This is a genomic window from Phenylobacterium sp. 58.2.17 (assembly GCF_026411515.1).
Lineage (GTDB): Bacteria > Pseudomonadota > Alphaproteobacteria > Caulobacterales > Caulobacteraceae > Phenylobacterium.
On sequence record NZ_JAPMTQ010000009.1, the window covers coordinates 1 to 26,128 of the forward strand.

The window sequence follows — 26,128 nt, forward strand, 5'->3', positions numbered from 1 at the left end:
TCCCCGCAGGCTCTTCGCGGGTCAGGCGTTGCGCGTCCGGGGCGGCGGCGGCCAGCTACTTCGTGACCGACGCCGAACCCGGCGGCGCCCCGCCCCAGCGGGTGGCCGACGCCCTGGCGGTGTTCGCCAGCGACCAGGCCGGCGAAATCGCCGGCGGTGAGGCCGACACCACGCCGAACCCGACCAGCGTCCGCGCCGCCGTGGCGCTGGCGCCGCAACCGGTGACCTCGTCTTCGGGTCTGCCGGCGACCGCGCCGGTCGGCGATCCCTCCGCGGTCAGCAATCTCTACGCCGAGGCGCTGCGCGCGCTGGAGGCCTCCGAGCCGGGCGGCCTCGACAAGCTGCGCAAGGCCGCGAACCTTGGTCATTCGCCGGCGCAGTTCTATCTCGCCAAGCTGTATACCGACGGCGGCGCGGGCCTGAAGAAGGATCCGGTCGAGGCCCGTCGCTGGACCGAACGGGCCGCCGAGGGCGGCAACCGCGCCGCCATGCACAACCTTGGCATCGCGCTCGCCCAGGGGCAGGGCGGTCCGAAGAACCTGACCCTGGCGGCCGAGTGGTTCCGCAAGGCGGCCGATCTCGGCCTGGTCGACAGCCAGTACAATCTGGGCGTCCTCTACGAGCAGGGGCGCGGAGTCACCCAGAACGCGGCCGAGGCCTACAAGTGGTATCTGATCGCGGCCCGCAGCCGCGACGAGCTGGCGCTCGACAACGCCGCGCGGGTGCGCGCGGGCCTGTCGGCCGAGGCGCGCGCGGTCTCCGAGCGCTCGGCCCAGGGATTCCGGCCAGTGTCGCCGGCCGTGTCGGCCGCCGCGGCGCCGGCCGCCGCGAGCAACGACGTGGCCACCGCCCAGCGCGCGCTGTCGCGGCTCGCCTATTACCAGGGGCCGACCGACGGCAATGTCTCGCCGGCCCTGACCATGGCGATCGCCGCCTACCAACGGCATCAGGGCATGGCGGCGACCGGCTCGCTCGATCCCGTCACGCTTTCGCGGCTTCAGGTCTTCACGCGGTGACGCGCGCCGGGTAAGGGGCGCCCTTGGATTTCTACCTCCCCATTGCGGAAGTCTCGGTGAACGCGCCCCTGCTGATTGCGCTGGGCGCGGCGGTGGGGTTCATTTCGGGCCTGTTCGGGATCGGCGGCGGCTTCCTGATGACGCCGGTGCTGGTGTTCTTGGGCATCCCACCGGCGGTCGCCGTGGCCAGCGAGGCCAATCACGTCGCCGCCTCCTCGACCTCAAGCGTCATCTCCTACACGCGCCGCAAGGCGGTCGACTTCCGCATGGGCGGGGTGCTGGCGGCCGGGGGCGCGGTCGGGTCGCTGCTGGGCGTCGAGGTGTTCCGCTGGCTGCGGCTGCTGGGCCAGGCCGACCTCGTGGTCTCGCTGTCCTACCTGATCTTCCTGGGCGTCATCGGCGCGCTGATGCTGTGGGAGTCGCTGGGCTCGATCCTGCGTCGCCGTCGGGGCGATACGCCCAAGCCGCGCAAGGACCGCCGCCCGCCCTGGCTCTACGGCCTGCCGTTCAAGGTCCGGTTTCCGCGTTCACGGCTCTACATCAGCGTCATCCCGCCGGTCCTGCTGGGCGTGTTCGTCGGCATCCTGTCGGCGATCATGGGTGTCGGCGGCGGCTTCGTGCTGGTGCCGGCGATGGTCTACATCCTGCGCATGCCGGCCGGGGTCGTGGTCGGCACCAGCCTGTTCCAGATCATCATCACCACCTCGCTGACCAGCGTGCTGCAGGCCGGGCGCAACCAGACCGTCGACGTGGTGCTGGCGACCCTGCTGCTGATCGGCGGCGTGCTGGGCGCGCAGGTCGGGGCGCGGGCCTCGTCGCGGTTCCGCGCGGAGGAACTGCGGGCGCTGCTGGCGCTGATCGTGCTGGCGGTGGGCCTGCGGATGGGGCTGGGCCTGTTCTTCACGCCCTCCGAGCCCTTCGTGCTGATGGCGGGGAACGGCTGATGGCGATGGACGCCGCCCCGCCGCCATCCCTGCCGCCGACGCCGCCGCCGGCCGCCGTTTCGGCCGCGCTGACCACGACCAATGTCCGGGTGACCTCCAGCTTCCGCGGCGCGCGCATCGTGCTCTACGGCGCGGTGCTCGATACCAGCCAGAAGCCGAGCGACGTCGTGGTCATCGTGCGCGGGCCCGAGGCCCCGGTCCGCATGGCGCGCAAGACCCGCATCGCGGGGGTCTGGGTCAATTCGCGGCCGGTGGTGTTCGACGGCGCGCCGGGCTTCTACATGGCCGCCTCGACCCGCCCCCTGAACGAGATCGCCAGCTTCAGCACCCTGCGGCGGCTGGGCGCGGGGATCGACCACCTGCGGATCAACGCGCCGATGGAGCAGCGGATCGAGACCCGCTACGGCGTGCGCGACGTGGTGGTCAGCGGCCTGGGGGCGGACTATCTCGACTGGCGACGGGCCGTGGTGCGGCTGAAGGAGGCCAGCGGCCTCTACGCCGCCGACTCCCGCGGGGTCAGCTTCGTCGACAAGGGCCTGTTCAAGGCCGAGATCGACCTGCCGACCGGGGCGCCGATCGGGGTCTATTCGGCGGACATCTTCCTGTTCCAGGACGGCCAGCCGGTGTCGAGCCGGACCCGCGGCCTGACCGTCGAGAAGGCCGGCATCGAGCGGGCGCTTTACCTGTTCGCCCATCAAAGGCCATGGTCGTACGGCCTGGCTTCGGTGGCGATCGCCCTGGCCGCCGGCTGGGCGGCCTCGGTGGCCTTCCGGAGGAACTGACTGCTTGGAAACCGACGGCCACGTGCACGCCGAGACGTCCGCGCCGCGCCCGCTCTGGGTGATCGCGCTGCTCGGGCTGGCGCCGTTCCCGATCTCCGCCCTGACCTATGTCTACGGCGACGCCGATTTGAGCGGCCCGGGGCTGACCGTGCTGCTGACCTGGTCGGCGATCGTGCTCGGGTTCCTGGGCGGCATCCGCTGGGGGCTGGAGAGCGGGCGGGCGACCCCGCGCTGGACGCGGCTGGCGACCTCGGTGGTCTCGCCGACCGTGGCCTGGACGCTGATCTTCGCCCGCGGCTCGGTGGAGACCGCCTGGCTGCTGTGCGGTTTCCTGGCGGCGTTCATCCTGCAGTGGCTGTACGACCACGCCGCGCCGGACGTCCCGGCCCGCTATCCGCGGCTGATGACCAGCCTGACCCTGGGCGCCTGCCTGTCGCTGGGCCTGGCGCTCGAACAGGCGATGCGGCTGTAGCTAGTCTCCGGCGACGGAGCGCCAGCCGACGGCGTGCACCCGCCCGGCCCCCAACGCCCCGCACAGCGGCGGGCGCGCGAACAGTCCTGAAAACGCCTCGTCGCGGATGCTGAGGCCGCCGGCATAGGCCCCGAAGGCCGGCACGATCATCCGCGCGCCGTCGGTGACGAAGCAGCGGCGGCGCACGCTGCCGCGCGAGGCGACCACGCGGGCGCACGGGTGCAGGTGGCCGGCGACCTCGCCGTCCTGGCGGCCGGGCGTCGGCTCGTGGCGCAGCATCAGGCTCTCGAGCGCGATCTCGGCCACGACCTCGCCGGGCAGCCGGCGCGGGCCGTCGGCGTCGTGGTTGCCGACCACCCAGATCAGGCGGGTCTGGCCCGAAAGCGTGCGCAGGCCCTCGGCGTCGTCGCGGGCCAGGCGGTCCTCGGAGGCGCGGTCGTGGAAGGTGTCGCCGAGCAGCACGACGGCGGCCGGCTGGGCGGCGATCACCTCGGCCTGCAGCCGGCGCAGGGTGTCGCGGGTGTCGTAGGGCGGCAGCATCTGGCCGCGCATGGCGTAGGCCGAGCCCTTCTCCAGGTGGAGGTCGGCGACCACCAGCGTCCGCGCGGCCTCGATCCACAGCGCGCCGCTGGGGCGCAAGGTCACGGCGGCGCCGTTCAGGGCGGTGCGCAGGCCGCCGCACGGGCTGGGCGCGAAGGCGTAGGGGGCGGGGGCGGCGAGCGCGCTCACGACATGGCCTCGGCGATCAGGTCGTCCTGGGCCTCGGCCAGGATCATCTCGCCGGCGTCGCCGGGCGAGCGTTCCTTGCCGATCTCCAGCAGGATCGGCACCGAGAACGGCGACAGGTGCGCCAGCGGCGCATGGCGGATGGCGCCCTTGATCCGGGCCAGCATCTGGCCGAGCCGGGCGACGTCGATCAGGCCGGTGGCGGCGTCCTCGCGGGCGCAGCGCAGCAGCAGGTGGTCGGGTTGGTGGCGGCGCAGCACGTCGTAGATCAGGTCCGTCGAAAAGGTCACCTGGCGGCCGGTCTTCTCGTGGCCCGGGAAGCGCCGCTCGATGAGTCCGGAGATGATCGCACAGCCCTTGAAGGCGCGCTTCATCATGAAGCTTTCGGCGAGCCAGGCCTCCAGGTCGTCGCCGAGCATGTCCTCGCCGAAGAGCTCGTCGAAATCGAGGCCGTCCATCGGCTTCAGCGCCCAGATCGCCATGGCGTAGTCGTTGCAGACGAAGCCGAGCGGGGCGCAGCCCAGCCGCTCCAGCCGCCGGGTCAGCAGCATGGCCAGCGTGGTGTGGGCCAGCCGGCCCTCGAACGGATAGACCACCAGGAAGAACCGTTTCCCGCGCGGGAAGGTCTCCAGCAGCATCTCCTCGGCCGGCGGGATCAGCGACAGGTCGCGCTGGGCCTCGAGCCATTCGCGCACGTCGGGCGGCAGAACTTTCCAGTGCGCCTGGTCGAACATCAGCTCGCGCACGCGGCTCGCCAGGAAGGTCGAGAGCGCGAACTTCGAGCCGCCCCAGGAGGGCATCTTCGGGTCCTTGTTCGTCGCCGGGCTGACCAGCACCTCGGTTCCGGTGACGGCGACCAGGGCCCAGACCTGGCCGGCGAAGACGAAGGTGTCGCCGGGATCGAGCATCTCCAGCATGCCCTCCTCGACCTCACCGATCTTGCGGCCGGCGCGGCCGCGGCCCATCGAGATGCGCACCGCCAGCATGGCCGGCGAGACGATGGCCCCGACGTTGAGCCGGTGGCGCTGGGCGGTCTCGGCGTTGCGCACGGTCCAGCGGCCGTCGAGGGTCTTCACGATCCGGCGGAAGCGGTCGTAGGTCTTCAGCGCGTAGCCGCCGGTGGAGACGAAGTCGACGACCTGCTCGAAGTCCTCCCAGGGCAGGTCGCGATAGGGCCCGGCGCTGGTGATCTCGTCATAGAGGGCCACGAGGTCGAAGGGCTCGGAGCAGGCGCAGCCCATGACGTGCTGGGCCAGCACGTCGAGCGCGCCGACGCGGCTGGCCTCGCCGTCGAAGCGGTTCTCGGCGATAGCCTCGCGGGCGGCCTGGCACTCCAGCATCTCGAAGCGGTTGGCCGGCACGAACAGGGCGCGCGAGGGCTCGTCCAGGCGGTGATTCGCGCGGCCGATGCGTTGGACCATGCGGCTGGCGCCCTTGGGGCTGGCCAGCTGGATGACCAGGTCGACGTCGCCCCAGTCGATGCCGAGGTCCAGGGTCGAGGTGCAGACCACGGCCCGCAGCTCGCCGCGCGCCATCGCCGCCTCGACCTTGCGGCGTTGCTCGGCGGCCAGGCTGCCGTGGTGCAGGGCGATGGGAAGATTGTCCTCGTTCAGCCGCCAGAGCTCCTGGAAGGCGAACTCGGCCTGGAAGCGGGTGTTGACGAAGACCAGGGCGGTGCGGGCGCCCTTGATCGCCTCGTAGACCTCGTCCATCGCGTGCTTGGCGGTATGGCCGGCCCAGGGGACCCGTCCCTGCGACAGCAGCATGTCGACGATCGGCGGCGCGCCGGCCGGGCCGCGGACCAGGGCCACCTGCTCGTGGGTGTCGGCGGCGCGGCCATAGCCCATCCAGCGGCGGATGACGTCGGGATCGTCCACCGTCGCCGACAGCCCGACCCGGCGCAGATTCGGCGCGAACTGCTGAAGGCGCGCAAGATCCAGCGCCAGCAGGTCGCCGCGCTTGGAGCCGTGCAGGGTGTGGATCTCGTCGAGGATCACGCACGACAGGCTCTCGAAATAGAGCCGCGCGCCCTCCCAGGCGCAGAACAGGGCCAGCTGTTCGGGCGTGGTCAGCAGGATGTCCGGCGGCTTCACCCGCTGGCGCTGGCGGCGCGAGATCCCGGTGTCGCCGGTGCGGCTCTCGGCGACGATGGGCAGGCCCATCTGGAGGATCGGCGCCATCAGGTTGCGCTCGACGTCGACGGCCAGCGCCTTCAAGGGCGAGATGTAGAGCGTGTGGATCCCGCGCGGGGCGTTGGCCGGCGGGCGCTGGGCCAGCTCGATCAGGCTGGGCAAGAAGCCCGCCAGCGTCTTGCCGCCGCCGGTGGGGGCGATGAGCAGGGCGTCGCGGCCCTCGCGCGCCTTCGCGACCATGTCCAGCTGGTGGGCGCGCGGGCTCCAGCCGCGGGCCTCGAACCAGGCGGCGAACCTTGCGGGCAGCAGATCAGGCGGGCTCGCCGGGCTATCGGCCATGGTCCGCCTATAGCATGTTCCCGTTCCGTTTCAGCGAATTCTTGCGCCTCTGAGTCGGTAGCAGGCGCACGCGGAGGGCGTAGACTTGCGCCCGTCGCGCATAAGCTGACAGGAGCCGAGCATGTCTCAGTCGTACCCGGGTGAGTGCTTTTGCGGCGCCGTGAAGATCGAGGTCACGGGCCAACCGGCAGCCATGGGCTATTGCCATTGCAGGTCCTGCCGATCGTGGTCGGGCGGGCCGGTCAACGCCTTCAGTCTCTGGGAGCCGTCGGCGGTCAAGGTGACCGCGGGCGATGAATATGTGGCCACCTTCGCCAAGACCGAATTGAGCGAGCGAAAGTACTGCAGCAAGTGCGGCGGTCATCTGATGACCAATCATCCGCCCTTGAAGCTGGTCGATGTGTTCGCCGCGACCTTGCCGACCCTCGAATTCACGCCGGGCGTGCACGTGAACTATGCCGAGACCGTGCTGCGGATGAAGGACGGCTTGCCGAAACTGAAGGACTTCCCGGCCGAGTTCGGCGGCTCCGGCGAGGCGATCGGCGAGTAACCGCGGCCGATCGGCAGGTTTTCCACGTTCCCTTTCCGTTTCCTGCCGAAAGCGGCTAGCAAGGCGGGGTGAACGCCCCGGCTACGAGTCTGGATCTTGCGCCCGCCCTGGTGGTGCTGCCGGGGCCGCGCGCGGCTGTCGCCGATGCGACCGGCGGGCAGCCGATCCGCGCGCCGGACGCCCGTGATCTGCTCCAACGCGGCCCGGTGCTGGTGGCGCACGCCTCGATGACCGCGCGCCGGCTGGGGCTCAATGCGCCGCCGCGGATGCCCGGCCTTTTCGATGCGCTGGAGCTCTACGCTTTTACACGGCCGGCGACCTTCTGCGCGCCGTCGGCGGTGGGCCTGGCCCTGGCGCTCGGTCAGGCCGAGCCGAAGGGGGCGCAGGCGCAGGCAGAAGCCCTGCGCGCGGCCTGCACGCAGCTGCTGGCCGAAATCGCCCAGGCGCCGCAGCCGAGCCGCGAGGAAGCCCTGGCCCTGGCCGAGACCATGATGCGCGCCGGCTGGGCCTGGGGCCCTTCGGTGGTCGCCGCCCTGCGCTCGGCCCCGGTCGGCAATCAGTTCCGCACCTCGGGCATGGACGTCTGGACCCGCATCGCCGAGTGGGAGGACCAGGCGCCGCCGGGGGAGGCCAGCTCGCGGCCCATCGCGCCCGAGGACGCCGGCCAGCGGCTGGCCGAGCTGCTGCAGCGCTCGGGGCTGGACGAGACCCGCCCCGCCCAAGCCGAATACGCCCAGGAGGCGGCCTTCGCCTTCGCCCCGCGTGAGCGCGAAGGCGAGCCGCGGATGATGTTGGCCGAGGCCGGCACCGGGGTCGGCAAGACCCTCGGCTACCTGGCGCCGGCCTCGCTGTGGGCCGAGGCCAACGGGCCGTCGGTCTGGGTCTCGACCTACACCCGCGCCCTGCAGCGGCAGATCGAGCGCGAGAGCCATTCGATCTTTGCCGACCCCAAGGTGCGGGCCAAGAAGGCGGTCGTGCGCAAGGGGCGCGAGAATTATCTCTGCCTGCTGAACTTCCAGGACATGGCCAACACCGCCCAGCAGGGCGGGGCCGACTTGATCGGCATGGCGCTGACCGCGCGCTGGGCGCGGGCGACGCGCGACGGCGACATGACCGGCGGCGATTTCCCGGCCTGGCTGCCGACCCTGTTCGCGGTTCCGGCGGCGGGGCAGGCCAGCGCCGGCAACCTGGTCGACCGGCGCGGCGAGTGCGTCCACACCGGCTGCCAGCATTACCGGGCCTGCTTCGTCGAGAAGGCGATCCGCGGGTCGCGCAAGGCTGACCTGGTGATCGCCAACCACGCTCTGGTGCTGACCCAGGCGGCGTTCGACGGGGCCCGCGCGGCGCGCGGCTCCAAGGCCGACGGCGAGACCACCCAACTCAAGCGCATCGTCTTCGACGAGGGCCACCACCTGTTCGACGCCGCGGATGCGGCCTTCGCCGCAGCGCTGTCGGGGCAGGAGACCGCCGAATTGCGCCGCTGGATCCGCGGGCCGGAAGGCCGCGGCCGGCGCGGCCGCGGGCTGGAAGCGCGGCTGATGGACATGCTGGGCGACCGCGAGGACGCCCGCGAGGCGCTGATCGCGGCCATCCAGGCCGCAGCCGCCCTGCCGGGCGAGGGCTGGTCCGGGCGCATCGCGCCGCCGAACGGCGAGGTCAATCCGATCGGCCCGATCGAAGCCTTCCTGGTGGCGGTGATCGAGCAACTGCGGGCCCGCGCCGCGCCGTCCGACGTCGGCATGGAGTGTGCGGCGCGTCCGGCCCTGGATCTGGTGCGGGCCACCGCCCGCGAGGCCGCGGCCGCCCTGGCCAAGATCGAGGCCCCGCTGCTGGCCCTGGCCCGGCATCTGGAAGACCTGCTGGACGAAGAGGCCAGCCAGATCGTCACCAGCGACCGGGGTCGGATCGAAGGGGCGCTGCGCGGCCTGGACCGCCGTTGCCGGATGCTGCTGCCGGCCTGGCGCTCGATGCTGCGGGCCATCGACGAGGACGCCGAGGACGATCCGGATTTCGTCGACTGGTTCGATGCGACTTTCCTCTATGGTCGGGTGGTGGACGCCGCCTGCCGCCGCCACTGGGTCGACCCGACCGAGCCGCTGACCAATGCGGTGATCGCCCCGGCGCACGGGGTGCTGGTGACCAGCGCCACCCTGACCGATCCGACCCTGGACGACCCGTTCGCCCTGGCCGAGATGCGGACCGGCGCCGCGCGCCTGCCCGACCGGCCCAAGACCCTGAAGCTGGCCTCGCCGTTCGACTACGCCGCCAATTCGCGGGCCTATGTGGTCACCGACATCGGCCGCGACGACCCGCGCCAGGTGGCCGCGGCGATGCGCGAGCTGTTCCTGGCGGCCGGGGGCGGGGGCGTGGGCCTGTTCACCGCCATCCGCCGGTTGCGGGCGGTGCATGAGCGCATCGCCGCGCCGTTGGCCGACAAGGGATTGGCGCTCTACGCCCAGCACGTCGATCCGCTGGAGGTCGGCGCGCTGGTCGACATCTTCCGGGCCGAGGAGGATTCGTGCCTGCTGGGCACCGACGCGGTGCGCGACGGGGTCGACGTGCCGGGCCGCTCGCTGAGGCTGCTGGCCTTCGACCGGGTGCCCTGGCCGCGGCCCGACATCCTGCACAAGGCTCGCCGCGCGCGGTTCGGCGGCAAGGTCTATGACGACAACGTCGCCCGCGCCCGCATCTCCCAGGCCTTCGGCCGGCTGATCCGCCGCGCCGACGACAAGGGCGTGTTCGTGATGCTGGACGCCGCCGCCCCGACGCGGCTGTTCTCAGGCCTGCCGGAAGGCGTGCGGGTCGACCGACTGGGCCTGGTCGAGGTCATCGAGGCGGTGACGGAGTTCCTCGGGCCGGCGGCGGCGGCGGACTGACGGCTAGACGATCTAGCGAGATCGCGCCGGCGCGCGCAGCAGCTCTCCTTCGATGGCGTTGAGCAGGGGCGGGGCGGCGCGGTCGATGTTGGCGAGGATGATCGCGACGTAGCCGCGGTCCAGGTAGAGGCGCGCGCGGGTGCTGACGCCGGCGTCCAGGCCTGAGTGGCCGACGGCGAGGCCCATCGCGCCGTGGTCGATCTCGAAACCGGCGGCGTAGTTGTCCCGATCCTCGTCGGCCCAGAGGCGGCGCAGCGAAGCGGCGGAGATCAGCTTTTCCGACTGCAGCGCCAGGGCGAAGCGGTGGAGGTCGCCGACGGTGGAGTAGCCGCCGCCGGCCGGAATGCCACGGCGCAGGATGCGGATCGAGTTCTCCCGCCAGCCGAAGTCGCTGCCGGGAATGCGGGTGTAGCCGATGGCCAGGTTCTCGACCGGGTCGTCGATGAGGTAGCTGCCGGTCGCGGCCATGCCGGCCGGCGCGAAGATGTGGCGCTGGACGTAAGCGTAGTAGTCCTCGCCCGAGGCTTGGGCGATCACCGCGCCGAGCAGCAGCATGCCGGTATTGCTGTAGTTGAAGGTCTCGCCGGGGGTGGTCGTCGGCTTGGCGTCGCGGACCAGGGGCTTGAATTGGTCCAGCTCGCGAAGGCGGAAGCGGGGCTTGGTTTCGAGTTCGTCGGCGACATCGGGCATGAGGCCGCTGGTATGGGTCATCAGCTGCCAGACCGTGACCTTTCGCGCGACGTCGGGAGCGAGCCAGGAGGCGTCCAGATAGCGGTCGAGCGGGGCGTCCAGCGAGAGCTTGCCGGCCTCGACCAACTGCATGGCCGCGACGACCGTGAACATCTTGTCCATCGAGCCGATGTTGAAGCGCGTCGTCGTGGTGTTGGCCGCGTGATAGCGGCGCGAGGCCTCGCCGCAGGCCTTCTCGACCAGCACTTCGGCGCCGTCGGCGATCAGGACGGCGCCTGAGAACAGGCCGGCCGCGCAGCCCTTGTCGATGAGCTGGGTGGCGCGCGTCGTCATTTCGGCTTGGGTCACGGGCGTCGCCGGACGCACGGCCCAGGCGGGGGCCGGGGTCGGGTCGAACGCGGCGATGCGGTCGGCGGCGCCGAGCGTCAACTCGACGCCCTGGATTGCGCCATAGATGCGGTTGCGCACCGCCACCTCGATCAGGCGGGGATTTCCAGGCCGAGGACGGGCGCCGATCAGGTCCACGCCGCCGCCGTTGATCCAGCGCTGGTCGTCGAAAAAGAAGCGGAGGGCGTCGCGGGGGACGGGTTCCGCATCTCGCAGCATGAAGCGTTCAAACCCGGCTTCGCTGTTGACGGCGTCGACATAGAGCCGGCCGAAGTCGTCGGCCTTCGTCTGCGGCGGTGACGCTGCGGCGGCGACCGACGCGGCAAGGGCCGTGGTCATGGCGATAGCAATGCGCAGAACTCGCATGACGTCTCCGGCCTGGGTAGCGGTGTGGGATCATTGCAATTTAGGCGCGTGCGTCAATGGCGGCGCATCGGCCGAACCGGCGGAGCCTTGTCGTGTCATCCCGGAAAGCGCGTCAGCGCTTGTCCAGGCGCGCTTGCGGCGGCGGATGAGGCGCGGCCGCGCCGAGGTCTGTTCCATCTGGTGTTCATGGGGCCCGGTCTTGCTGCGCAAACCGGGATGAAGACGGGACGCGGTGAGCGCTACTGGCCGCCCGCGAGCCAGCCGTCTTCGCGCAGGCGGCCGACGCGGGCGCGGGAGACGGGGGCCTGCAGGTCCCCGCGCAGGGTCAGGCGCAGGTTGCGGCCGTCCTCGACGACGCCGGTGACGGCTTCACGGGCGACCCACCAGGACCGGTGGGTCTGGGCGCCTTCAAGATCCTTCAGGCCGTCCATCGCCTGGGAGAGCGACATCAGCACCAGGGCCGAGCCTTGCGGCGTGTGCACCCGGACGTAGTGGTCCTCCATCTTCAGGCACAGCACCGTGCGGCCAAGATGGGCGGGCAGCCGCTCGCGCGGGTCGGCGGAGGTCGGGTTCACGCCGCCGGCGACGCTGCGCGGACGGGTGGCCCAGAGCACGCCGGCGGTGATCAGGGTGCTGATCAGCAGGCACTGGACGTACCATTCCAGCCAGTGGACCTGGCCGACCACCGGCCAGAGCCGCACGGCCATGGCGCGGCTGAGCAGGGCGGGCAGGATGGCGAGCACCGCGACCGCCGGCGGCGTCCAGGCCCACAGCGGGACATTGCGCTGGGCCGCCCAGGCCGAGAGGCGTGGCAGGCTGAACCCGAAGGCCAGCCACCCGACCCAGAGGTTGGCGACCCAGTAGGCCATGCGCACCGGCGCCGATCCGTTGAGATAGCTGCCGAACGGACCGATGGCGCCGAGCACCAGGCCAAGCACGCTCGCCGCGGCGAAGCCCGCCGCCGTCGCCCGCCAACTCGCCCGATCGCCGCCCGTCGATTCCATGCGCTGAGCCTAGCAAAGGCGGGGCGCGGCCGCAGCCGCCGGCCCGCTCGCGAACCCGTTCGCCCGTTCACGCAGAACCGCTGGCGCAGGGCAGAGCCGGGCGGTCATCAGCGGGCTCGCAACGTCCCTTGGAGAGCGCTCGCCGATGTCCCTGCTGCCCCTGATCGCCGCCCTGGCGGCCCTGTCGTCCGGTTCGCCCGAACCGGCGTCCACCCCTGCGCCCGCCGCGGCGGCGAGGCCGAACGAGGCAGGAGGCTTCTCGCGGCTGGTCGTGCCCGACGGCCAAGGACCGGCCATCGAGGCCGGGGTGTGGGCGCCGCCCGGCGGCGGACGCGGCCTGCCGCTGGTGGTGATCTCGCACGGCAATGGCGGGGATTTCCGCAGCCATGAGGATACGGCTCAGGCCCTGGCCCGCGCCGGCTTCGTGGTCGCGGCCCTGACCCATACCGGCGACAACTGGCGCGACCAGAGCCGGGCGACCGACGTGGCCGGGCGGCCGCGGCAGCTGGCCGTGCTGATCGACTACATGCTGGGGGCCTGGGAGGGGCGAACGAGCCTCGATCCTGCGCGGGTCGGGGCGTTCGGGTTCTCGGCCGGCGGGTTCACGGTGCTGACGGCGGCGGGCGGGCAGGCCGACCTGTCGCGCATCGGCGAGCACTGCCAGGCGAACCCGGGCTTCTACGACTGCCGGCTGATCGCCGCGCGGCCGGTGGCCGTGGAGGCGCCGCGCTGGACCCACGATGCGCGCATCAAGGCGGTGGTGATCGCCGCGCCCGCCCTGGGCTTTGCGTTCAGCCGCGAGGGGCTGGCGGCGGTGCGCCAGCCGGTGCAGCTGTGGGAGGCCGGGCGAGACCAGGTGCTGCCGGCGCCGTGGTATGTCGAGCCGGTCCGCGCGGGCCTGCCGACGCCGCCGGAGTTTCATCGCGTCGAGGACGCGGGGCATTTCGACTTCCTGCGGCCCTGCACGCCGCAGCTGGCGGCCGCCGCGCCGGCGGTGTGCGCGCCGACGCCGGGGTTCGACCGGACGGCCTTCCACGAGCGGTTCAACGCCGAGGTGGTGCGGTTCCTGAAGGCGCGGCTGTGAGGTGAGGCTGCCATCCCTGGTTTTCCAGGGGTGTCATCCCGGAAAGCGCGCAGCGCTTGTCCGGGATCCATTCGCGCAGGAGGAGGCGATGGGGCTCGGCCGCGCCGGTTTCTGATCCATCCGGTGTTCATGGGTCCCGGTCTTCGGCTGCGCCGAAACCGGGATGACAGCTGGGGATACTTAGCCGATGCGGAAACTTTTGCTTGCCAGGCTTGGTGTGAGATAGTTAGCTTATGAGGAAAGTATTTTCCTGCGAGGAGCCGATCCCATGAGCCTGGTGCTGCACTTCCATCCGCTGTCGTCCTACTGCCACAAGGTGCTGATCGGGCTCTATGAACGCGGCACGCCGTTCGAGGCGCGGGTGGTCGACTTCTCGCAGCCTCAGGCGCGTGAGCAGTTCGAGGCGCTGTGGCCGACGGCGAAGATCCCGCTGCTGGTCGATGGGGACCGCGCCGTGCCGGAGACCAGCATCCAACTTGAGTATCTCGACGCCCATTATCCGGGGCCGTCGATGCTGCCGGCCGAGCCCGAGGCGCGGCTGGAGGCGCGGCTGTGGGACCGGGTGTTCGACCAGTATGTGATGACGCCGATGCAGAAGATCGTCGCCGACCGGCTGCGGGCCGAGGGCGAGAAGGATCCGCGCGGGGTGGCGAACGCCCGCGAGATGCTGGCGATGGCCTATGGCCTGATCGACGGACACATGGCGGGGCGGAGCTGGGCGGCGGGCGAGGCGTTCAGCCTGGCCGACTGCGCCGCGGCGCCGGCGCTGTTCTACGCCGGCATCGTCGCGCCGTGGGGCGAGGAGCAGGGCGCGCTTGGGGCCTATTTCGAGCGGCTGGTCGCGCGGCCGTCGGTGGCGCGGACGCTGGCCGAGGCGCGGCCGTTCTTCGAGTACTTCCCCTATCGCGAGCTGATGCCCGCGCGCTTCCTGGAGGGGGCGTGAGCGGGGGCGGCGAGGGGCTGGACCGGGTGTTCACGGCGCTGGCCGATCCGGGGCGGCGGGCGATGATCGATCGGCTGGCGGCGGGCCCGGCCTCGGCCAGCGAGCTGGCGGCGCCGACCACCCTGGCGCTGCCCTCGGTGATGAAGCACCTGGCGGTGCTGGAGGCGAGCGGCATGGTCTCCTCGCAGAAGTCCGGGCGGGTGCGGACCTACCGCCTGGCGCCGGATGCGTTCGCCGGGCTGGAGGCCTGGGTGGCGCAGCGCAAGCGGGCCTGGAACGCGCAGTTCGACAGGCTGGACGCCTATCTGGCGCAGACCAAGGATGGAGGCGGACAATGACCTCGGCGACCCATACGAGCTTCGTGATCGAGCGGCGGTTCGCGGCCCGGCCGGCGGCGGTGTTCGGGGCCTGGGCCGACCTGGAGGCCAAGAAGCGCTGGTCGGATTGCCACGTCGAGGAAGCCGAGACCGAGCTGACCATGGATTTCCGGCCCGGCGGGCGCGAGAGCTATCGCGCGCAGCTGCCCGGGGCGATCAGCCAGCGGGTCGAGAAGGTGTTCTTCGACATCGTGCCCGACGCGCGGATCGTCTTCGCCTATGACATCGAGGTCGGCGGCAAGCGGCTGTCGGCCTCGCTGGTGACGGTGGAGTTCAGCGCCGAGGGCGAGGCGACCTTCATGCGGATGACCGAGCAGCTGGCCTATTTCGACGGCCACGACGACCTGGAAGAACGCATCCACGGCACCCGCGAGGGGATCGAGCGGCTGGCGCTGGAGGTCGAGGCGGCCGGCGCCCACTGACGGCCGATCAGTGGGCCGAGCTCTTGGAGAAGATGTTGATCACCAGGACGCCGACCAGGATCAGGCCCATGCCGATCAGCGCCGGGGCATCCAGCTTCTGCTTGAACAGCACCCAGGCGATGGCGGTGATCAGCACGATGCCGACGCCCGACCAGATCGCGTAGCCGACGCCGACCGGCACCGTCTTCATCGAGTGCGACAGGCAGTAGAAGGCGATCCCGTAGCCGACCGCGGTCACCAGCGACGGGAGCAGCTGGGTGAAGCTGTCCGAGGCCTTCAGCGCGCTGGTGGCGATCACTTCTGCGACGATGGCCAGACCCAGCCAGGCGTAACCGTTCATCCCTGCTCCTCATCGAACTCGGCGCTTGTGCAGATCGCCAAGCGGGTGGAAGCATATAGCCGGTCGGGGTCACGAGCGCCCGCTCCCAAGAGGCGGGCGCCTCCAGCTTGGGAGGGCCTGCCATGGGCAGACCAGGATCCGGCGCCGCACGCGCCATCGCCCTCGTCGGCGCGGCGGGAGCCGGCAAGACAACCCTGATGGAAGCCATGCTGTTCGCGGCCGGCGCGATTCCGCGCCAGGGCGAGGTCGGCTCGGCCAGCGTCGGCGACGCCAGTCCCGAGGCGCGGGCCCGCGGGCAGTCCATCGAGTTCAACGTCGCGGGCTTCGAGTTCATGGGCGACCGCTATGCGGTGATCGACTGTCCCGGATCGCCGGAGTTCGCCGGGACCGAGGACTTCGTGCTGCCGGCGGTCGACCTGGCGATCATCGTCGCCGATCCGAACCCGACGCGCGCGCATCTGCTGCAGCCGATCTTCAAGGAGCTGGAGGCGCGGCGGGTCCCCCATGCGGTGTTCGTCAACAAGATCGACCAGGCGCGCGGCGGGCTGGACGAGCTGATGGCGGCCCTGGCCCCGGCCTCAGGGAACCGGCTGGTCGCCCGGCAGATCCCGCTGGTCGAGAAGGAGCACGTGACCGGGTTCGTCGACCTGGCGCTGGAGCGGGCCTTCGTCTACCGGCCGGGCCAGCCGAGCCGGCAGGTCGACCTCAGCGGCGACATGGCGGCGCTGGAGGCCGACGCGCGGTTCCATATGCTGGAGCAACTGGCCGACTTCGACGACGAGCTGATGGAACAGCTGCTTTCGGACCTCAGCCCCAGCCAGGACGCGGTGTTCGCCGATCTGGTGGCCGACCTGGCGCAAGGGCTGATCACGCCGGTGTTCTTCGGCTCGGCGCTGAACGGGTTCGGGATCAGGCGGCTGCTGAAGGCGCTGCGGCACGAGACGCCGGACGTGGTGGCGGCGGCCGCACGCATGGGACTGGACGGGCCCTGCGCCTACATCTTCAAGACTTCGTACGCCGGCCAGGCGGGCAAGATCGCCTACGGCCGGGTGATGCAGGGCGAGCTGGCCGACGGCCAGGAGCTGACGCTGAGCGGCGGCGACAAGGCCCGGGCCGGCGGGCTGATCACCTTCTCCTCGCCAAGCGGCAAGAAGACCGACAAGGCGCTCGAAGGCGAGGTGGTCGCGATCGGCAAGCTTGAGGCGGCGATGCCGGGCATGGTCGCCTCGATGGACGGCAAGGCCCGCAGCCTGGCGCAGCCGGCGTTCCCGCCGGCGACGCTCTACTCGATGTCGATCTCGGCCAAGGACCGCAAGGACGACGTGCGGCTGTCGGCGGCGCTGAACAAGCTGGCCGAGGAGGATCCGGCCATTGTCGTCGCCCAGGATCCGGCGACCCAGGAGACCATCGTCTCCGGCCGCGGCGAGGCGCACCTGCACGTGCTGCTGGAGCGGCTGAAGCGCAGGTTCGGGGTCGAGGCGGCGACCGGGCGGCCGAAGGTCTCCTACCAGGAATCGCTGCGCAAACCGGTCACCCAGCGCGGGCGGCACAAGAAGCAGACCGGCGGCCATGGCCAGTTCGGCGACGTGGTGCTGGAGATCAGGCCGCGGGCGCGGGGCGAGGGCTTTTCGTTCTCGCAGAAGATCACCGGCGGGGTGGTGCCCAAGCAATGGATCCCCTCGGTCGAGCAGGGCGTGCGCGACGCCATGGAACGCGGCGCCTTCGGGTTTCCGGTGACCGACGTCGAGGTGGTGCTGGTCGACGGCTCGTACCACAGCGTCGACTCCTCGGAGATGAGCTTCCGGGCGGCTGGGCGGCTGGCGATGAGCGAGGGGGTGCGGGCCGCCGCGCCCTATCTGCTGGAGCCGGTCGAGAAGCTGATCATCCACGCGCCGCAGGCCTCGACCTCGAAGATCACCCAGGCGGTGTCGGCGCGGCGCGGCCAGATCCTCGGCTTTGCGCCGCGTGAAGGCTGGAGCGGCTGGGACGAGATCGAGGTGTGCCTGCCCAGGGCCGAACGCCAGGACCTGATCCAGGAACTGCGCGGCCTGACCCAGGGGCTGGGCGAGTTCACCGCGGAATTCGACCACATGGCCGAGCTGCCCGGCAGGCTGGCCGAGCAGGTGGCCAAGGGCGAGCAGCACGCAGGGTGAGGTCAACCAAATGGTGTCATCCCGGAAAGCCCGCAGGGCTTGTCCGGGACCCATTCGCGTCGCGGCTGCGGAATGAGGCTCGGCCCAGCCAGGGATTGAACCAACGGGTGTTCATGGGGCCCGGTCTTGCTGCGCAAACCGGGACGACAGCCGGGGTCGGCTAGTGCTTGCCGCGGTCGCGGCCGAAGTTGGGTTCGGCGCTTTCCTGGCCGGCGGCGATGATGCCGCGGCGGATTTCGCGGGTGCGGGTGAAGAGGTCGTAGAGCTTGTCGGACTCGCCCCAGCGGATGGCGCGCGACAGCGCCTGGAGGTCTTCGGTGAAGCGGCCGAGGATTTCGAGCACAGCGTCCTTGTTGGCGACGAAGACGTCGCGCCACATGGTCGGGTCGGAGGCGGCGATGCGGGTGAAGTCGCGGAAGCCGCCGGCCGAGTACTTCATCACCTCGGCCTGGGTGACCTCCTCCATGTCGGCGGCGGTGCCGACGATGTTGTAGGCGATCAGGTGCGGCAGGTGGCTGGTGACGGCCAGCACCAGGTCGTGGTGGCCGGCGTCCATCTGCTCGACATTGGCGCCAAGCGCGCGCCAGAACTCGGCCAGGCGGCCGGTCGCCTCGACATAGGCCTCGTCGTCGCGGGCTTGAGGCGTGAGGATCACCCAGCGGTTCTGGAACAGCTCGGCGAGGCCGGCGTCGGGGCCCGAATGCTCGGTGCCGGCGATCGGGTGGCCGGGGATGACGAAGACGTCAGCGGGCAGGGCCTTGGCCATGGCGTCGGCGACGCTGCCCTTGACCGAGCCGACGTCGGTGACCGTGGCGCCGGGTTTCAATGCCGCGGCGGCGGCGGCGGCGGCCTCGCCCATCGCCAGCACGGGCACGGCGAGGACCACGAGGTCGGCGTCCTTGACCGCCTCTCCGATGTCGCCGGTGACCTCGTCGGCGTAGCCGAGTTCGGCGATGCGGGCGCGGTGTGTCTCGCTGGCGTCGGCGACGAAGACGTGGCCGACAGCGCCGGCCTCGCGGGCGGCGCGGATCACCGACGAGCCGATCAGACCGCAGCCGATCACCGCCATGCGCGGGTAGATCACGCTCATGCGCCGGCTCCGTTCAGAAATTCGCGCAGGGCCTCGACCACGGCGCGGTTGTGTTCTTCGAGGCCGATGGTGATGCGCAGGTGATTGGGCAGGCCGTAGCCGGCGACATTGCGGGTGATCAGGCCCCGGGCGCTGAGGAAGGCGTCGGCCTCCTTGGCGGTCTTGCCCGGCGTGGTCGGGAAGCCGACCAGCACGAAGTTGGCGGCCGAGGGCAAAGGCTCAAGACCGAGGCCGCCGAGCTGCTGGGCCAGCCAGGGGCGCCAGCGGTTCACGAGGTCGAGCGAACGGCGCTGGAAGTCATCGTCGCCGAGGGCGGCGACGGCCGCCAGCTGAGCCGGGATATTGACGTTGAACGGCAGGCGGATGCGGTCGACGGCGGCGGCCATTTCCGGCGGCATGTAGGCCCAGCCGACCCGCAGCGCGGCCAGGCCGTGCAGCTTGGAGAAGGTGCGGGTGACGACGACGTTCTCGAACTCGCGGACCATCGACATGCCGTCTTCGTAGGCCGGGTCGTCGCAGAACTCGGCATAGGCGCCGTCGAGGCAGAGCACGACGCTGGGCGGCAGGGCCGCGTGCAGGCGGCGGATCTCGGCGCCCGAATTCCAGGTGCCGGTCGGGTTGGCCGGATTGGCGACGAAGACGATGCGGGTGCGCGCATCGACCAGCTTCAGGAGCTCGTCGACGTCGATGCGGTAGCCGGGCTCGGGGGCCATGCGCACTTCCGCCTGGCAGGCCCGCGCGCCGATGGCGTAGGCGCCGAAACCGAACTCGCCCTGGACGATGTTGTCGCCCGGTTCGAGGAAGGTCTGGTTGAGCAGCTGGAAGATCTCGTCCGAGCCGCAGCCGAACAACAGGCGCTCGGGCTCCAGACCGTAGGTCGCCGCCAGCGCCTCGCGCAGGATGGTCGCGCGCCCGTCCGGATACATCTGCAGCTGGTCGAAGGCGGTGGAGAACGCCTCGCGCGCCGCGGGGCTGGAGCCGAGGATGTTCTCGTTGGCCGACAGCTTCAGCGGATGCTCGACCCCTTCGACCTTCGACTTGCCCGGCACGTAGGGGGCGATGTCGAGGATGCCCGGCTTAGGCGTCGGGCGCGGGGCGGAGGCGCGGTCGAGAACAGTGTCGGACATGGGTGCGGCAGCGGGGGTTCGGCAGCGGGGGTTCGGCGGCGACGGAGGGGAGCGCCGTCTTACACGTCGATCGGCGCCGGCGCAGCCCCGATGACGCCGGTCAGGCGGCCGGGGGCGCGGGCCAGCCGCTCGTCGCCCGGCTGATAGAAGCCCATCAGCGCGAACAGCTTCAGGCCGCCGGCTTCGGCGATCAGGTCGCCGGCGACGCCGTCGCGGCCCAGCGCGGACTCGATAGCCTGGGCCGAGCCGCCGGCGTCGGTGACCCAGTAGGTGAGGTCCGCGCCGGTGGGCTCGACCTCGACGTCGGCGACCGCCAGGGCGGTGTTCGGACCCCAGGCCGACAGGCACGGCAGGGCGGCGAACACCTTCAGCTTCGGCTCGGCCAGCAAGCGGCCCCACCAGGGGGTGTCGGACGACAGGGCGAGCACCGCGACGCCGCCGAGGGTCTTGGCGCCGGCGATGGCGTCCTCGGGGCGGGCGACCTGGCGCAGCGAGGCGGCCGCGCCGAAGCGCAGGCGCGCGCCCTCGACCGCGCGGCCGGGATCGCGGCCGCCGAAGACGCTGATGTGGAACGGGCCCTGGCGCGAGAGGCTGTCGCCGATCAGTTCGCGCCAGATGCGCACCACGAGGCCGGGGCGGGCGGCGTTGCGCGGCTTGTCGAGCAGGCTGCGGATGAGTTGGGCCTCGCGGCCGGGGCGCAGGGCGAACCTATCCGCATCGCCCGCCGCGGCCTTGGCGGCGGCGACCTCGACGGCCAGGCCCGCGCGCTCGTCGACCAGGGCCAGCAGCTGGGCGTCGATCGCGTCGATGCGGGCGCGTACGGCCTCGAGGGTCGGCGGAGCGGACTTGGGATCGGCCTTGGCCATACTTTCCCCCGAAAACGAAGGTTTGGCGCATAGGTCATCGCAGGCGAAGGCGCAATAGGCCCCTTCGCCGCAAAAAAGTTGCACTAGATACCTGTTGCCGCGCAAGGCGGCGCAGGCGGCTAGCGGGGCTTGCGGAACACCAGGACGAACTGGTCGGTCTTGCCGCGGATGGCAGGGTCGAAGACGCTGGCGGTGTGGGGATCGGCGGCGTCGGCCAGCAGCGGGCTTTCGCTCTCCAGCACGAAGCCGGCGGCCTTCAGGTCGCTTTTTACCGCCGCGGGGTCGATGCGGTGCAGGCTGTCGGCGGCGCTGATGCCCGAGCCGGGCAGGGCGGCGTGGTCGACCACCAGCAGCACGCCGCCGGGCTTCAGCGACTTGAAGAGTTCGGCGTCGACCTTGGCGGCCATCCCGGACGGGAACGGCTTCAGGTAGAGGTCGTGATAATTCTGGACGGTGACGATGGCGTCGAGGCCGTCGGGCAGGTCGAGCTGTTGGAAGCTGGCGTCGAGCGGGGTGACGTTCTTGTAGGCGTCGGCCACTTTCTTGAGGTTCTCGCCGTAGGACGCCTGGAACTTGATGAATTCGGCCGGCTGGTAGGCGTAGACGTGGCCGGTCGGCCCGACCGCAGCCGAGAGAATGCGGGTGAAGTAGCCGCCGCCGATCACGAAGTCGGCCACCTTGTCGCCGGCCTTGATGTCGGCCAGGGCCAGCAGTTCCCCGGGCTTGCGGGCGCCGTCGCGGGCGACGTCGGCGGGGGGACGCGCCGGATCGGCCAGGGCCGCGGCGATGTTGGCCGGCGGCGCGGCGAAGGCCGAGGTCGCCAGGGCCGAAGCCGATAGGCCGGCGGCGAGCACGAGGGCGAGGATGCTGGTGCGCTGGGTCATGGGGACGCCTCTCCTTTTGGCGGCAGGCTAGCTGTGCAAGGACGGTTCGGGAATATCGTTGTTATCGATTTGAGCCCGCCGACGGCTCGGCTCAGATAGGCGAGCGGGGCGGCGGGCGCCTCGCCCAAAGGGGGGATGGGCATGGGGCTGGATCGACGGAGCTTCCTGGCCGGGGCGGCGGGCGCCGGGTTGGCGCTGAGCCTCGGCGGCGCCGCGGCGGCGCAGGTCGAGGGGCTGGCGAAGATCACCGGCGGGGCGGCTCCGATCTCGCCGCAGGAACGCCTGGCGCGGATGGCCAAGGCCCAGCGGCTGATGAAGGCGCAGGGGCTGTCGGCGCTGGTAGTCGAGGCCGGCGCCTCGCTGACCTATTTCACCGGCGTGCGCTGGTGGCGCAGCGAGCGGGTGACCGCCGCGATCATCCCGGTCGAGGGCGAGACGCTGATCGTCACGCCGCACTTCGAGGAGCCGTCAGTGCGCGAGACCCTGGCGGTCCCGGCGCAGGTGCGGGTCTGGCAGGAGGATGAGGACCCGGCCCTGGTCGTCGCCGACTGGCTGAAGGCCCGGAAGCTGGCGGCCGGCAGGATCGGGGTCGAGGAGACGGTCCGCTTCTTCGTCCATGACGGCCTGGCCCGGCGGCTGCCCGATGCGACGTTCGTTTCCGGCGCCGACGTCGTGCGCGGCTGCCGGATGATCAAGTCGCCCGCCGAGCTGGCGCTGATGCAGCTGGCCGCAGACGTGACGGTCGCGGCCTACCGCTACACCCACGGCAAGGTCGAACGCGGCATGACCCAGGCCGAGGTCGGGGCGATCATGAACCAGGCCACCCGCGCATTGGGCGGGACGCCGGAGTTCGAGATGGTGCTGGTCGGCGAGGGTGCGGCTCTGCCGCATGGCTCGGAGAAGCCGCAGATCGTGCGCGAGGGCGAGATCGTGCTGATGGACTGCGGCTGCACGGTCGAGGGCTATCAGTCGGACATCTCGCGAACCTTCGTGTTCGGCGAACCGACAGGCGCCCAGCGCAAGGTCTGGAACGAGGTGGCGCGCGGCCAGCAGATCGCGTTCGAAACCGCGCAGGTCGGCGTCGCAGCCGGCGCCGTCGACGATGCGGTGCGCCGCTACTACGAGAGCCTGGGCTATGGGCCTGGCTACGGCCTGCCGGGCCTGTCCCACCGGACCGGGCACGGCATCGGTATGGAGGGCCACGAGCCGATCAACTTCGTGCGCGGCGAGGCGACCAGGTTGGCGCCGGGCATGTGCCTGTCCAACGAGCCGGGGCTCTATCTGCCCGGCCGGTTCGGGGTGCGGCTGGAGGACTGCCTCCATATGACCGAGCAGGGGCCGCGCTGGTTCTCCACGCCGCCGACCTCGATCGACCGGCCGATGGGCTGACAACCTGCTGACAGGTTCTGGCGCCGGAAGCGGCGATGATGCGTTTCGTCATCGCGCGTCTGGAGTATCGCCATGGGCAAGCACATCGCCTTCATCGTCATCGACTTCGCCGATTGGGAGCACGCGCAGCTGAGCGCAGCGGCGCGGACCTATTTCGACGGAGCGACCTCGTTCCATACGCCGGGCGGACGGCCGGTCACCTCGATGGGCGGCATGACCATCGATCCGGGCGCGGCGATCGAGGATCTGCGGCCCGAGGCCTATGACGCGCTGGTGGTGATCGGCTCGGACGGCTGGACCGGCGCCGATGCGCCCGACATCGCCCCGGTGCTGCAGGCCGCGGACGCGGCCGGCAAGGTGGTGGGGGCGATCTGCGCAGGGACCGTGGCGGCGGCCCGCGCCGGCCTGCTGGACAGTCGACGGCACACCTCGAACGCGCTCGACTTCATGCGCCATTACACGCCGGGCTATCGGGCCTGGGACCTCTATGTCGACAGCCCCGCGGCGGTGCGCGACGGCACGCTGGTGACGGCCGCCGGCTCGGCGCCGGTGACCTTCACGATCGAGGTGCTGGGGGCGCTGCATCCGGAGCGGGCCGAGAGCCTGGCGCAGTTCCGGGCGATGTGCGCGGCGGAGCTGGCGGGGTAGGTTCTGCCTGTCATCCCGGTTTGCGCAGCAAGACCGGGACCCGTGAACAGCGGATGGGCGAGGTTTCGCCGCGCGTCGCCCCATTCGGCCCGCGCGGCGCGAATGGGTCCCGGAAAAGCCCTTTGGGCTTTCCGGGATGACACGGGGCGGGAGGGATGCGGTGAGGCGTCAGTACACCTTCGGCGCCGGGCCGATGGCGACCGGGCCGAGGGTGGTCTGGCCGGCCTGGAAGGTGACGTTGGCGCGGGCGACGTCGTCGTTGCCCTGGCGGGCGGCGGCGACCGCCGAGGCGGCCATGGCGGCCTCCGGACGAATGACCCCGGTCTCGGCCATGGCGCCGAGCGCCTTGGGCGCTTCGCGCAGGGTGACGTCGAGCGTGCCGTTCAGGCGGCCGTCATAGCCGACGCTGAGCACGCCGGACTGGGCGCCGATCACCGCCTCGCCCGCGGTGATCCCGGCCTGGCGCACCGTCATGCGGCCGCCCGCCGTGGTCCAGGCGCGGACCGCTTCGGGCCAGTTCGCGCCCTTGAAGGCGCTGATCTTGGAGAGCAGCGAGTCCCAGGAGATCGAGATCGGCTTGTCGCCGGCGATGTGGGCGAACAGGCCCGAGAGCCGGGCCTTGCCGGCGTCGACCTTGAAGAACACCGCGGCCTGGTCGTCGGGGCCGGGGCGGAAGTGGAACTCGACCTTGTCGGCGGCCGACAGCGCGAACGGCTGGGCGCCGGGCGTCGGCGTGAAGGCGAGCTTGGTCCCCTCGAACGAGAAGCGCGGCAGCGGCTGGTCGAGGCCCGCGAGGCTGGCATGGATCACCTCGCCCTTGACCTCGACCGGGCCGCCGACCGGGCGGGTGAAGGTCAGGCCCTGGGGCGCGGCCAGCACCCAGGACGACAGGCCGTGCATGAAGGCCTGGGCCTCGAGCTTGGGGGCGGCCAGCGCCCAGCCGGACGGCTCGCGGACCTTGGCGTCGTCGAGCTGGATGTTGAGCCGGAACGGGTAGCCGTAGATCCGCTGGTTGCTCCAGGCGACGTCGTAGCCGGCCTTGCGCAATTGCTCGGCGCCGGCCTCCAGGCGCTTGGCCGCCTCGCCGCGCGCATAGACCCAGGCGCCGCTCCAGGCGAGCGCGGCCGCGCCGGCGAGGATGAACGGGATATAGAGCGCCGCGCGTCGGGGTTTGCGGTGGTGCGCCGGATCGGGCACACGGGTGGAAGGCGGAGCGGGATTGTCGCGGCGGGCCATGTCGGTTGAGCGTTGGGTCTTCGGTTACGGGTCGCTGATGTGGCGTCCGGGGTTCGAGTTCGTCGAGCGCCAGAGCGCCACCCTACACGGGCGGCGTCGCGCCTTCTGCATCTATTCGGTGCACCATCGCGGCACCTACCAGCGGCCGGGCCTGGTGCTGGGCCTGGCGCCGGGCGGCGCGGTGCGCGGGGCGGCCTATCGGGTCGCCGAGGAGCACTGGCCGGCGACCTACGAGTACCTGCGCGAGCGCGAACAGCCGACCGAGACCTATGTCGAGGCCAAGGCCAACATCCGGCTGGCGAACGGCCACAGGGTCGAGACCCTGGTCTTTCTGTCGGACGTGCACCATCCGCAGTGGGCCGGGGCGCTGTCGCTGGAGAAGCAGGCCGAGCTGATCGCCGGGGCCCATGGGCTGTCCGGGCGCAATGTCGACTACCTGCGCGACCTGGTCGTCCACCTCTGCGAGATGGGGGTGCACGACCCGGTGATGGAGAAGCTGCTGGGCATGGTCGAGGCGCGAGAGCTGGCGGCGCGGTGAGGATATTCCCTCCCGTTCATGAGGAGGGAAATCGCGTCACAGCTCCAGCAGCGCGTTCGAGGCGGTTTCGGTGCGCTCCTGCAGGGTGCGCATGAACTCGGCGCGCTTCAGGCCCGGCTGGATCGGTTCCAGGTATTCGAAGACGATGGTGCCCGGCTTGCGGGTGAAGCCGTGCTTGGGCCAGTGGACGCCGGCGTTGGTGGCGATCGGGTGCACGGGCACGTCGATCTCGCGGTAGAGGGCGGCGATGCCGGGCTTGTAGTCGGGCGCGGCGCCCGGCGCGGTGCGGGTGCCCTCTGGCGCGATGATCACCTGGCGGTGTTCGGCGAAGCGTTCCTGGGCGTCCTTGACCAGCTTGCGCAGGGCCGCGGAGTGGCCCTCGCGGTCGACGACGATCATCTTGGCCTTGAGCGCGTACCAGCTGAAGAACGGGATCCACATCAGCTCCTTCTTCATGACGAAGCAGGCGTCCGGCATGAAGGCGAACTGAGCGAAGACGTCGAACATGCACTGGTGCTTGGGGGCCAGCAGGGCCGCGCCGGTCGGCATGTGCTGGCGGCCGCGGACCTCGACCTTGATGTCGCAGACCACCCGCAGCAGGACGATGATGCCCTTGGCCCACATGCGCATCATGCCGGTGCACCAGCTGCGCGGGGCGGGCAGGACGACGATCGCGCAGCCGACCGCGACGAGGACGGACCACAGGTAGAACAGGAAGGCGAAGGCCAGGGAGCGCAGGGTCGTCAA

25 protein-coding genes are annotated in these 26,128 nt (G+C 71.2%); 14 read left to right on the forward strand and 11 right to left on the reverse strand.

The window, feature by feature from the left end; genetic code table 11:
• The 4 genes from OUA97_RS08465 to OUA97_RS08480 all read left to right on the forward strand — a co-directional run.
• A partial coding sequence (locus OUA97_RS08465; protein WP_267231419.1) for an SEL1-like repeat protein occupies window positions 1-1,016 on the forward strand: 1,016 nt, incomplete at its 5' end.
• Window positions 1,017-1,039: 23 nt separating this feature from the next.
• Window positions 1,040-1,960 (forward strand): sulfite exporter TauE/SafE family protein, encoded by a 921-nt coding sequence (locus OUA97_RS08470; RefSeq protein WP_267231420.1) that lies wholly within the window; start codon window positions 1,040-1,042, stop codon window positions 1,958-1,960.
• The gene (locus tag OUA97_RS08475; RefSeq protein ID WP_267231421.1) at window positions 1,960-2,742 is read left to right on the forward strand and encodes a TIGR02186 family protein; all 783 of its coding nucleotides are present in this window, start codon (window positions 1,960-1,962) and stop codon (window positions 2,740-2,742) included. Before OUA97_RS08470 ends, OUA97_RS08475 begins: the two co-directional genes overlap by 1 nt.
• 4 nt (window positions 2,743-2,746) lie before the next feature.
• On the forward strand, window positions 2,747-3,214 hold the full coding sequence (locus OUA97_RS08480) for a DUF3429 domain-containing protein (RefSeq protein ID WP_267231422.1): 468 nt from the start codon (window positions 2,747-2,749) through the stop codon (window positions 3,212-3,214).
• Here OUA97_RS08480 and pdeM read toward each other — a convergent pair whose 3' ends face one another.
• Window positions 3,215-3,943 (reverse strand): ligase-associated DNA damage response endonuclease PdeM, encoded by a 729-nt coding sequence (pdeM, locus tag OUA97_RS08485; RefSeq protein WP_267231423.1) that lies wholly within the window; start codon window positions 3,941-3,943, stop codon window positions 3,215-3,217.
• The gene (locus OUA97_RS08490) at window positions 3,940-6,411 is read right to left on the reverse strand and encodes a ligase-associated DNA damage response DEXH box helicase (protein ID WP_267231424.1); all 2,472 of its coding nucleotides are present in this window, start codon (window positions 6,409-6,411) and stop codon (window positions 3,940-3,942) included. Before OUA97_RS08490 ends, pdeM begins: the two co-directional genes overlap by 4 nt.
• Before the next feature lie 121 nt (window positions 6,412-6,532).
• Between OUA97_RS08490 and OUA97_RS08495 the strand changes: the two genes are divergently transcribed.
• On the forward strand, window positions 6,533-6,961 hold the full coding sequence (locus tag OUA97_RS08495; protein WP_267231425.1) for a GFA family protein: 429 nt from the start codon (window positions 6,533-6,535) through the stop codon (window positions 6,959-6,961).
• Between the two features lie 68 nt (window positions 6,962-7,029).
• Window positions 7,030-9,837: an ATP-dependent DNA helicase gene (locus OUA97_RS08500; protein ID WP_267231426.1), complete on the forward strand. Its 2,808-nt coding sequence runs from the start codon at window positions 7,030-7,032 to the stop codon at window positions 9,835-9,837.
• Between the two features lie 12 nt (window positions 9,838-9,849).
• Here OUA97_RS08500 and OUA97_RS08505 read toward each other — a convergent pair whose 3' ends face one another.
• Together OUA97_RS08505 and OUA97_RS08510 are read right to left on the reverse strand one after the other, a co-directional pair.
• Window positions 9,850-11,253 carry a serine hydrolase domain-containing protein gene (locus OUA97_RS08505; protein ID WP_267231427.1) on the reverse strand — a complete coding sequence of 468 codons (1,404 nt, stop codon included), beginning with the start codon at window positions 11,251-11,253 and terminating at the stop codon, window positions 9,850-9,852.
• Between the two features lie 266 nt (window positions 11,254-11,519).
• Window positions 11,520-12,284, reverse strand: coding sequence for a LytTR family DNA-binding domain-containing protein (locus OUA97_RS08510; RefSeq protein ID WP_267231428.1), 765 nt, complete (start codon window positions 12,282-12,284; stop codon window positions 11,520-11,522).
• Window positions 12,285-12,429: 145 nt separating this feature from the next.
• Here OUA97_RS08510 and OUA97_RS08515 point away from each other — a divergent pair, with 145 nt between their 5' ends.
• The 4 genes from OUA97_RS08515 to OUA97_RS08530 all read left to right on the forward strand — a co-directional run bounded on the left by OUA97_RS08515 (window position 12,430) and on the right by OUA97_RS08530 (window position 15,110).
• Window positions 12,430-13,368: an alpha/beta hydrolase family protein gene (locus OUA97_RS08515; protein WP_267231429.1), complete on the forward strand. Its 939-nt coding sequence runs from the start codon at window positions 12,430-12,432 to the stop codon at window positions 13,366-13,368.
• Window positions 13,369-13,636: 268 nt separating this feature from the next.
• On the forward strand, window positions 13,637-14,311 hold the full coding sequence (locus OUA97_RS08520; RefSeq protein ID WP_267231430.1) for a glutathione S-transferase family protein: 675 nt from the start codon (window positions 13,637-13,639) through the stop codon (window positions 14,309-14,311).
• Window positions 14,308-14,649 (forward strand): ArsR/SmtB family transcription factor, encoded by a 342-nt coding sequence (locus OUA97_RS08525; RefSeq protein WP_267231431.1) that lies wholly within the window; start codon window positions 14,308-14,310, stop codon window positions 14,647-14,649. The genes OUA97_RS08520 and OUA97_RS08525 overlap by 4 nt, the downstream gene beginning before the upstream one ends.
• Window positions 14,646-15,110, forward strand: coding sequence for an SRPBCC family protein (locus tag OUA97_RS08530; RefSeq protein WP_267231432.1), 465 nt, complete (start codon window positions 14,646-14,648; stop codon window positions 15,108-15,110). Before OUA97_RS08525 ends, OUA97_RS08530 begins: the two co-directional genes overlap by 4 nt.
• Before the next feature lie 7 nt (window positions 15,111-15,117).
• On the opposite strand, the gene OUA97_RS08535 is transcribed toward OUA97_RS08530, so the two are convergent.
• The gene (locus tag OUA97_RS08535; RefSeq protein ID WP_267231433.1) at window positions 15,118-15,450 is read right to left on the reverse strand and encodes a DMT family transporter; all 333 of its coding nucleotides are present in this window, start codon (window positions 15,448-15,450) and stop codon (window positions 15,118-15,120) included.
• Window positions 15,451-15,572: 122 nt separating this feature from the next.
• On the opposite strand from OUA97_RS08535, the gene OUA97_RS08540 reads away from it, so the two are divergent.
• Window positions 15,573-17,603 carry an elongation factor G gene (locus OUA97_RS08540; RefSeq protein ID WP_267231434.1) on the forward strand — a complete coding sequence of 677 codons (2,031 nt, stop codon included), beginning with the start codon at window positions 15,573-15,575 and terminating at the stop codon, window positions 17,601-17,603.
• A 160-nt stretch (window positions 17,604-17,763) separates the two neighbouring features.
• Here the strand turns inward: OUA97_RS08540 and OUA97_RS08545 are convergent, their stop codons facing one another.
• The 4 genes from OUA97_RS08545 to OUA97_RS08560 form a co-directional block, all read right to left on the reverse strand.
• The gene (locus OUA97_RS08545; protein WP_267231436.1) at window positions 17,764-18,693 is read right to left on the reverse strand and encodes a prephenate/arogenate dehydrogenase family protein; all 930 of its coding nucleotides are present in this window, start codon (window positions 18,691-18,693) and stop codon (window positions 17,764-17,766) included.
• A complete protein-coding gene (gene hisC, locus OUA97_RS08550) occupies window positions 18,690-19,820 on the reverse strand; it encodes a histidinol-phosphate transaminase (RefSeq protein WP_267231437.1) in 1,131 nt (376 codons plus the stop codon). The genes OUA97_RS08545 and hisC overlap by 4 nt, the downstream gene beginning before the upstream one ends.
• A gap of 59 nt (window positions 19,821-19,879) precedes the next feature.
• Window positions 19,880-20,686 carry a chorismate mutase gene (locus tag OUA97_RS08555; protein WP_267231438.1) on the reverse strand — a complete coding sequence of 269 codons (807 nt, stop codon included), beginning with the start codon at window positions 20,684-20,686 and terminating at the stop codon, window positions 19,880-19,882.
• A 119-nt stretch (window positions 20,687-20,805) separates the two neighbouring features.
• Window positions 20,806-21,570 carry a class I SAM-dependent methyltransferase gene (locus tag OUA97_RS08560; protein WP_267231439.1) on the reverse strand — a complete coding sequence of 255 codons (765 nt, stop codon included), beginning with the start codon at window positions 21,568-21,570 and terminating at the stop codon, window positions 20,806-20,808.
• 141 nt (window positions 21,571-21,711) lie between these two features.
• Between OUA97_RS08560 and OUA97_RS08565 the strand changes: the two genes are divergently transcribed.
• Window positions 21,712-22,959 carry a M24 family metallopeptidase gene (locus OUA97_RS08565; RefSeq protein ID WP_267231440.1) on the forward strand — a complete coding sequence of 416 codons (1,248 nt, stop codon included), beginning with the start codon at window positions 21,712-21,714 and terminating at the stop codon, window positions 22,957-22,959.
• A gap of 72 nt (window positions 22,960-23,031) precedes the next feature.
• Window positions 23,032-23,607, forward strand: a complete 576-nt coding sequence (locus OUA97_RS08570) for a DJ-1/PfpI family protein (RefSeq protein ID WP_267231441.1) — start codon at window positions 23,032-23,034, stop codon at window positions 23,605-23,607.
• 168 nt (window positions 23,608-23,775) lie between these two features.
• On the opposite strand, the gene OUA97_RS08575 is transcribed toward OUA97_RS08570, so the two are convergent.
• Entirely contained in the window at window positions 23,776-24,843 is a 1,068-nt protein-coding gene (locus OUA97_RS08575) for a DUF2125 domain-containing protein (protein ID WP_267231442.1), read from the reverse strand.
• Here OUA97_RS08575 and OUA97_RS08580 point away from each other — a divergent pair.
• Window positions 24,842-25,381, forward strand: a complete 540-nt coding sequence (locus OUA97_RS08580; protein WP_267231443.1) for a gamma-glutamylcyclotransferase — start codon at window positions 24,842-24,844, stop codon at window positions 25,379-25,381. The two genes, OUA97_RS08575 and OUA97_RS08580, sit on opposite strands and share 2 nt — an antisense overlap.
• 36 nt (window positions 25,382-25,417) lie before the next feature.
• On the opposite strand, the gene OUA97_RS08585 is transcribed toward OUA97_RS08580, so the two are convergent.
• Window positions 25,418-26,128, reverse strand: a complete 711-nt coding sequence (locus tag OUA97_RS08585) for a lysophospholipid acyltransferase family protein (RefSeq protein ID WP_267231444.1) — start codon at window positions 26,126-26,128, stop codon at window positions 25,418-25,420.

Excerpts from the sequence above, each read along its gene's own strand:
- OUA97_RS08475 (WP_267231421.1), top strand. The coding sequence starts at position 1,960 with ATGGCGATGGACGCCGCCCCGCCGCCATCCCTGCCGCCGACGCCGCCG.
- OUA97_RS08490 (WP_267231424.1), bottom strand. The coding sequence starts at position 6,411 with ATGGCCGATAGCCCGGCGAGCCCGCCTGATCTGCTGCCCGCAAGGTTC.
- OUA97_RS08495 (WP_267231425.1), top strand. The coding sequence starts at position 6,533 with ATGTCTCAGTCGTACCCGGGTGAGTGCTTTTGCGGCGCCGTGAAGATC.
- OUA97_RS08505 (WP_267231427.1), bottom strand. The coding sequence starts at position 11,253 with ATGACCACGGCCCTTGCCGCGTCGGTCGCCGCCGCAGCGTCACCGCCG.
- OUA97_RS08510 (WP_267231428.1), bottom strand. The coding sequence starts at position 12,284 with ATGGAATCGACGGGCGGCGATCGGGCGAGTTGGCGGGCGACGGCGGCG.
- OUA97_RS08515 (WP_267231429.1), top strand. The coding sequence starts at position 12,430 with ATGTCCCTGCTGCCCCTGATCGCCGCCCTGGCGGCCCTGTCGTCCGGT.
- OUA97_RS08520 (WP_267231430.1), top strand. The coding sequence starts at position 13,637 with ATGAGCCTGGTGCTGCACTTCCATCCGCTGTCGTCCTACTGCCACAAG.
- OUA97_RS08530 (WP_267231432.1), top strand. The coding sequence starts at position 14,646 with ATGACCTCGGCGACCCATACGAGCTTCGTGATCGAGCGGCGGTTCGCG.
- OUA97_RS08535 (WP_267231433.1), bottom strand. The coding sequence starts at position 15,450 with ATGAACGGTTACGCCTGGCTGGGTCTGGCCATCGTCGCAGAAGTGATC.
- OUA97_RS08540 (WP_267231434.1), top strand. The coding sequence starts at position 15,573 with ATGGGCAGACCAGGATCCGGCGCCGCACGCGCCATCGCCCTCGTCGGC.
- OUA97_RS08545 (WP_267231436.1), bottom strand. The coding sequence starts at position 18,693 with ATGAGCGTGATCTACCCGCGCATGGCGGTGATCGGCTGCGGTCTGATC.
- hisC (WP_267231437.1), bottom strand. The coding sequence starts at position 19,820 with ATGTCCGACACTGTTCTCGACCGCGCCTCCGCCCCGCGCCCGACGCCT.
- OUA97_RS08555 (WP_267231438.1), bottom strand. The coding sequence starts at position 20,686 with ATGGCCAAGGCCGATCCCAAGTCCGCTCCGCCGACCCTCGAGGCCGTA.
- OUA97_RS08560 (WP_267231439.1), bottom strand. The coding sequence starts at position 21,570 with ATGACCCAGCGCACCAGCATCCTCGCCCTCGTGCTCGCCGCCGGCCTA.
- OUA97_RS08565 (WP_267231440.1), top strand. The coding sequence starts at position 21,712 with ATGGGGCTGGATCGACGGAGCTTCCTGGCCGGGGCGGCGGGCGCCGGG.
- OUA97_RS08570 (WP_267231441.1), top strand. The coding sequence starts at position 23,032 with ATGGGCAAGCACATCGCCTTCATCGTCATCGACTTCGCCGATTGGGAG.
- OUA97_RS08580 (WP_267231443.1), top strand. The coding sequence starts at position 24,842 with ATGTCGGTTGAGCGTTGGGTCTTCGGTTACGGGTCGCTGATGTGGCGT.
- OUA97_RS08575 (WP_267231442.1), bottom strand. The coding sequence starts at position 24,843 with ATGGCCCGCCGCGACAATCCCGCTCCGCCTTCCACCCGTGTGCCCGAT.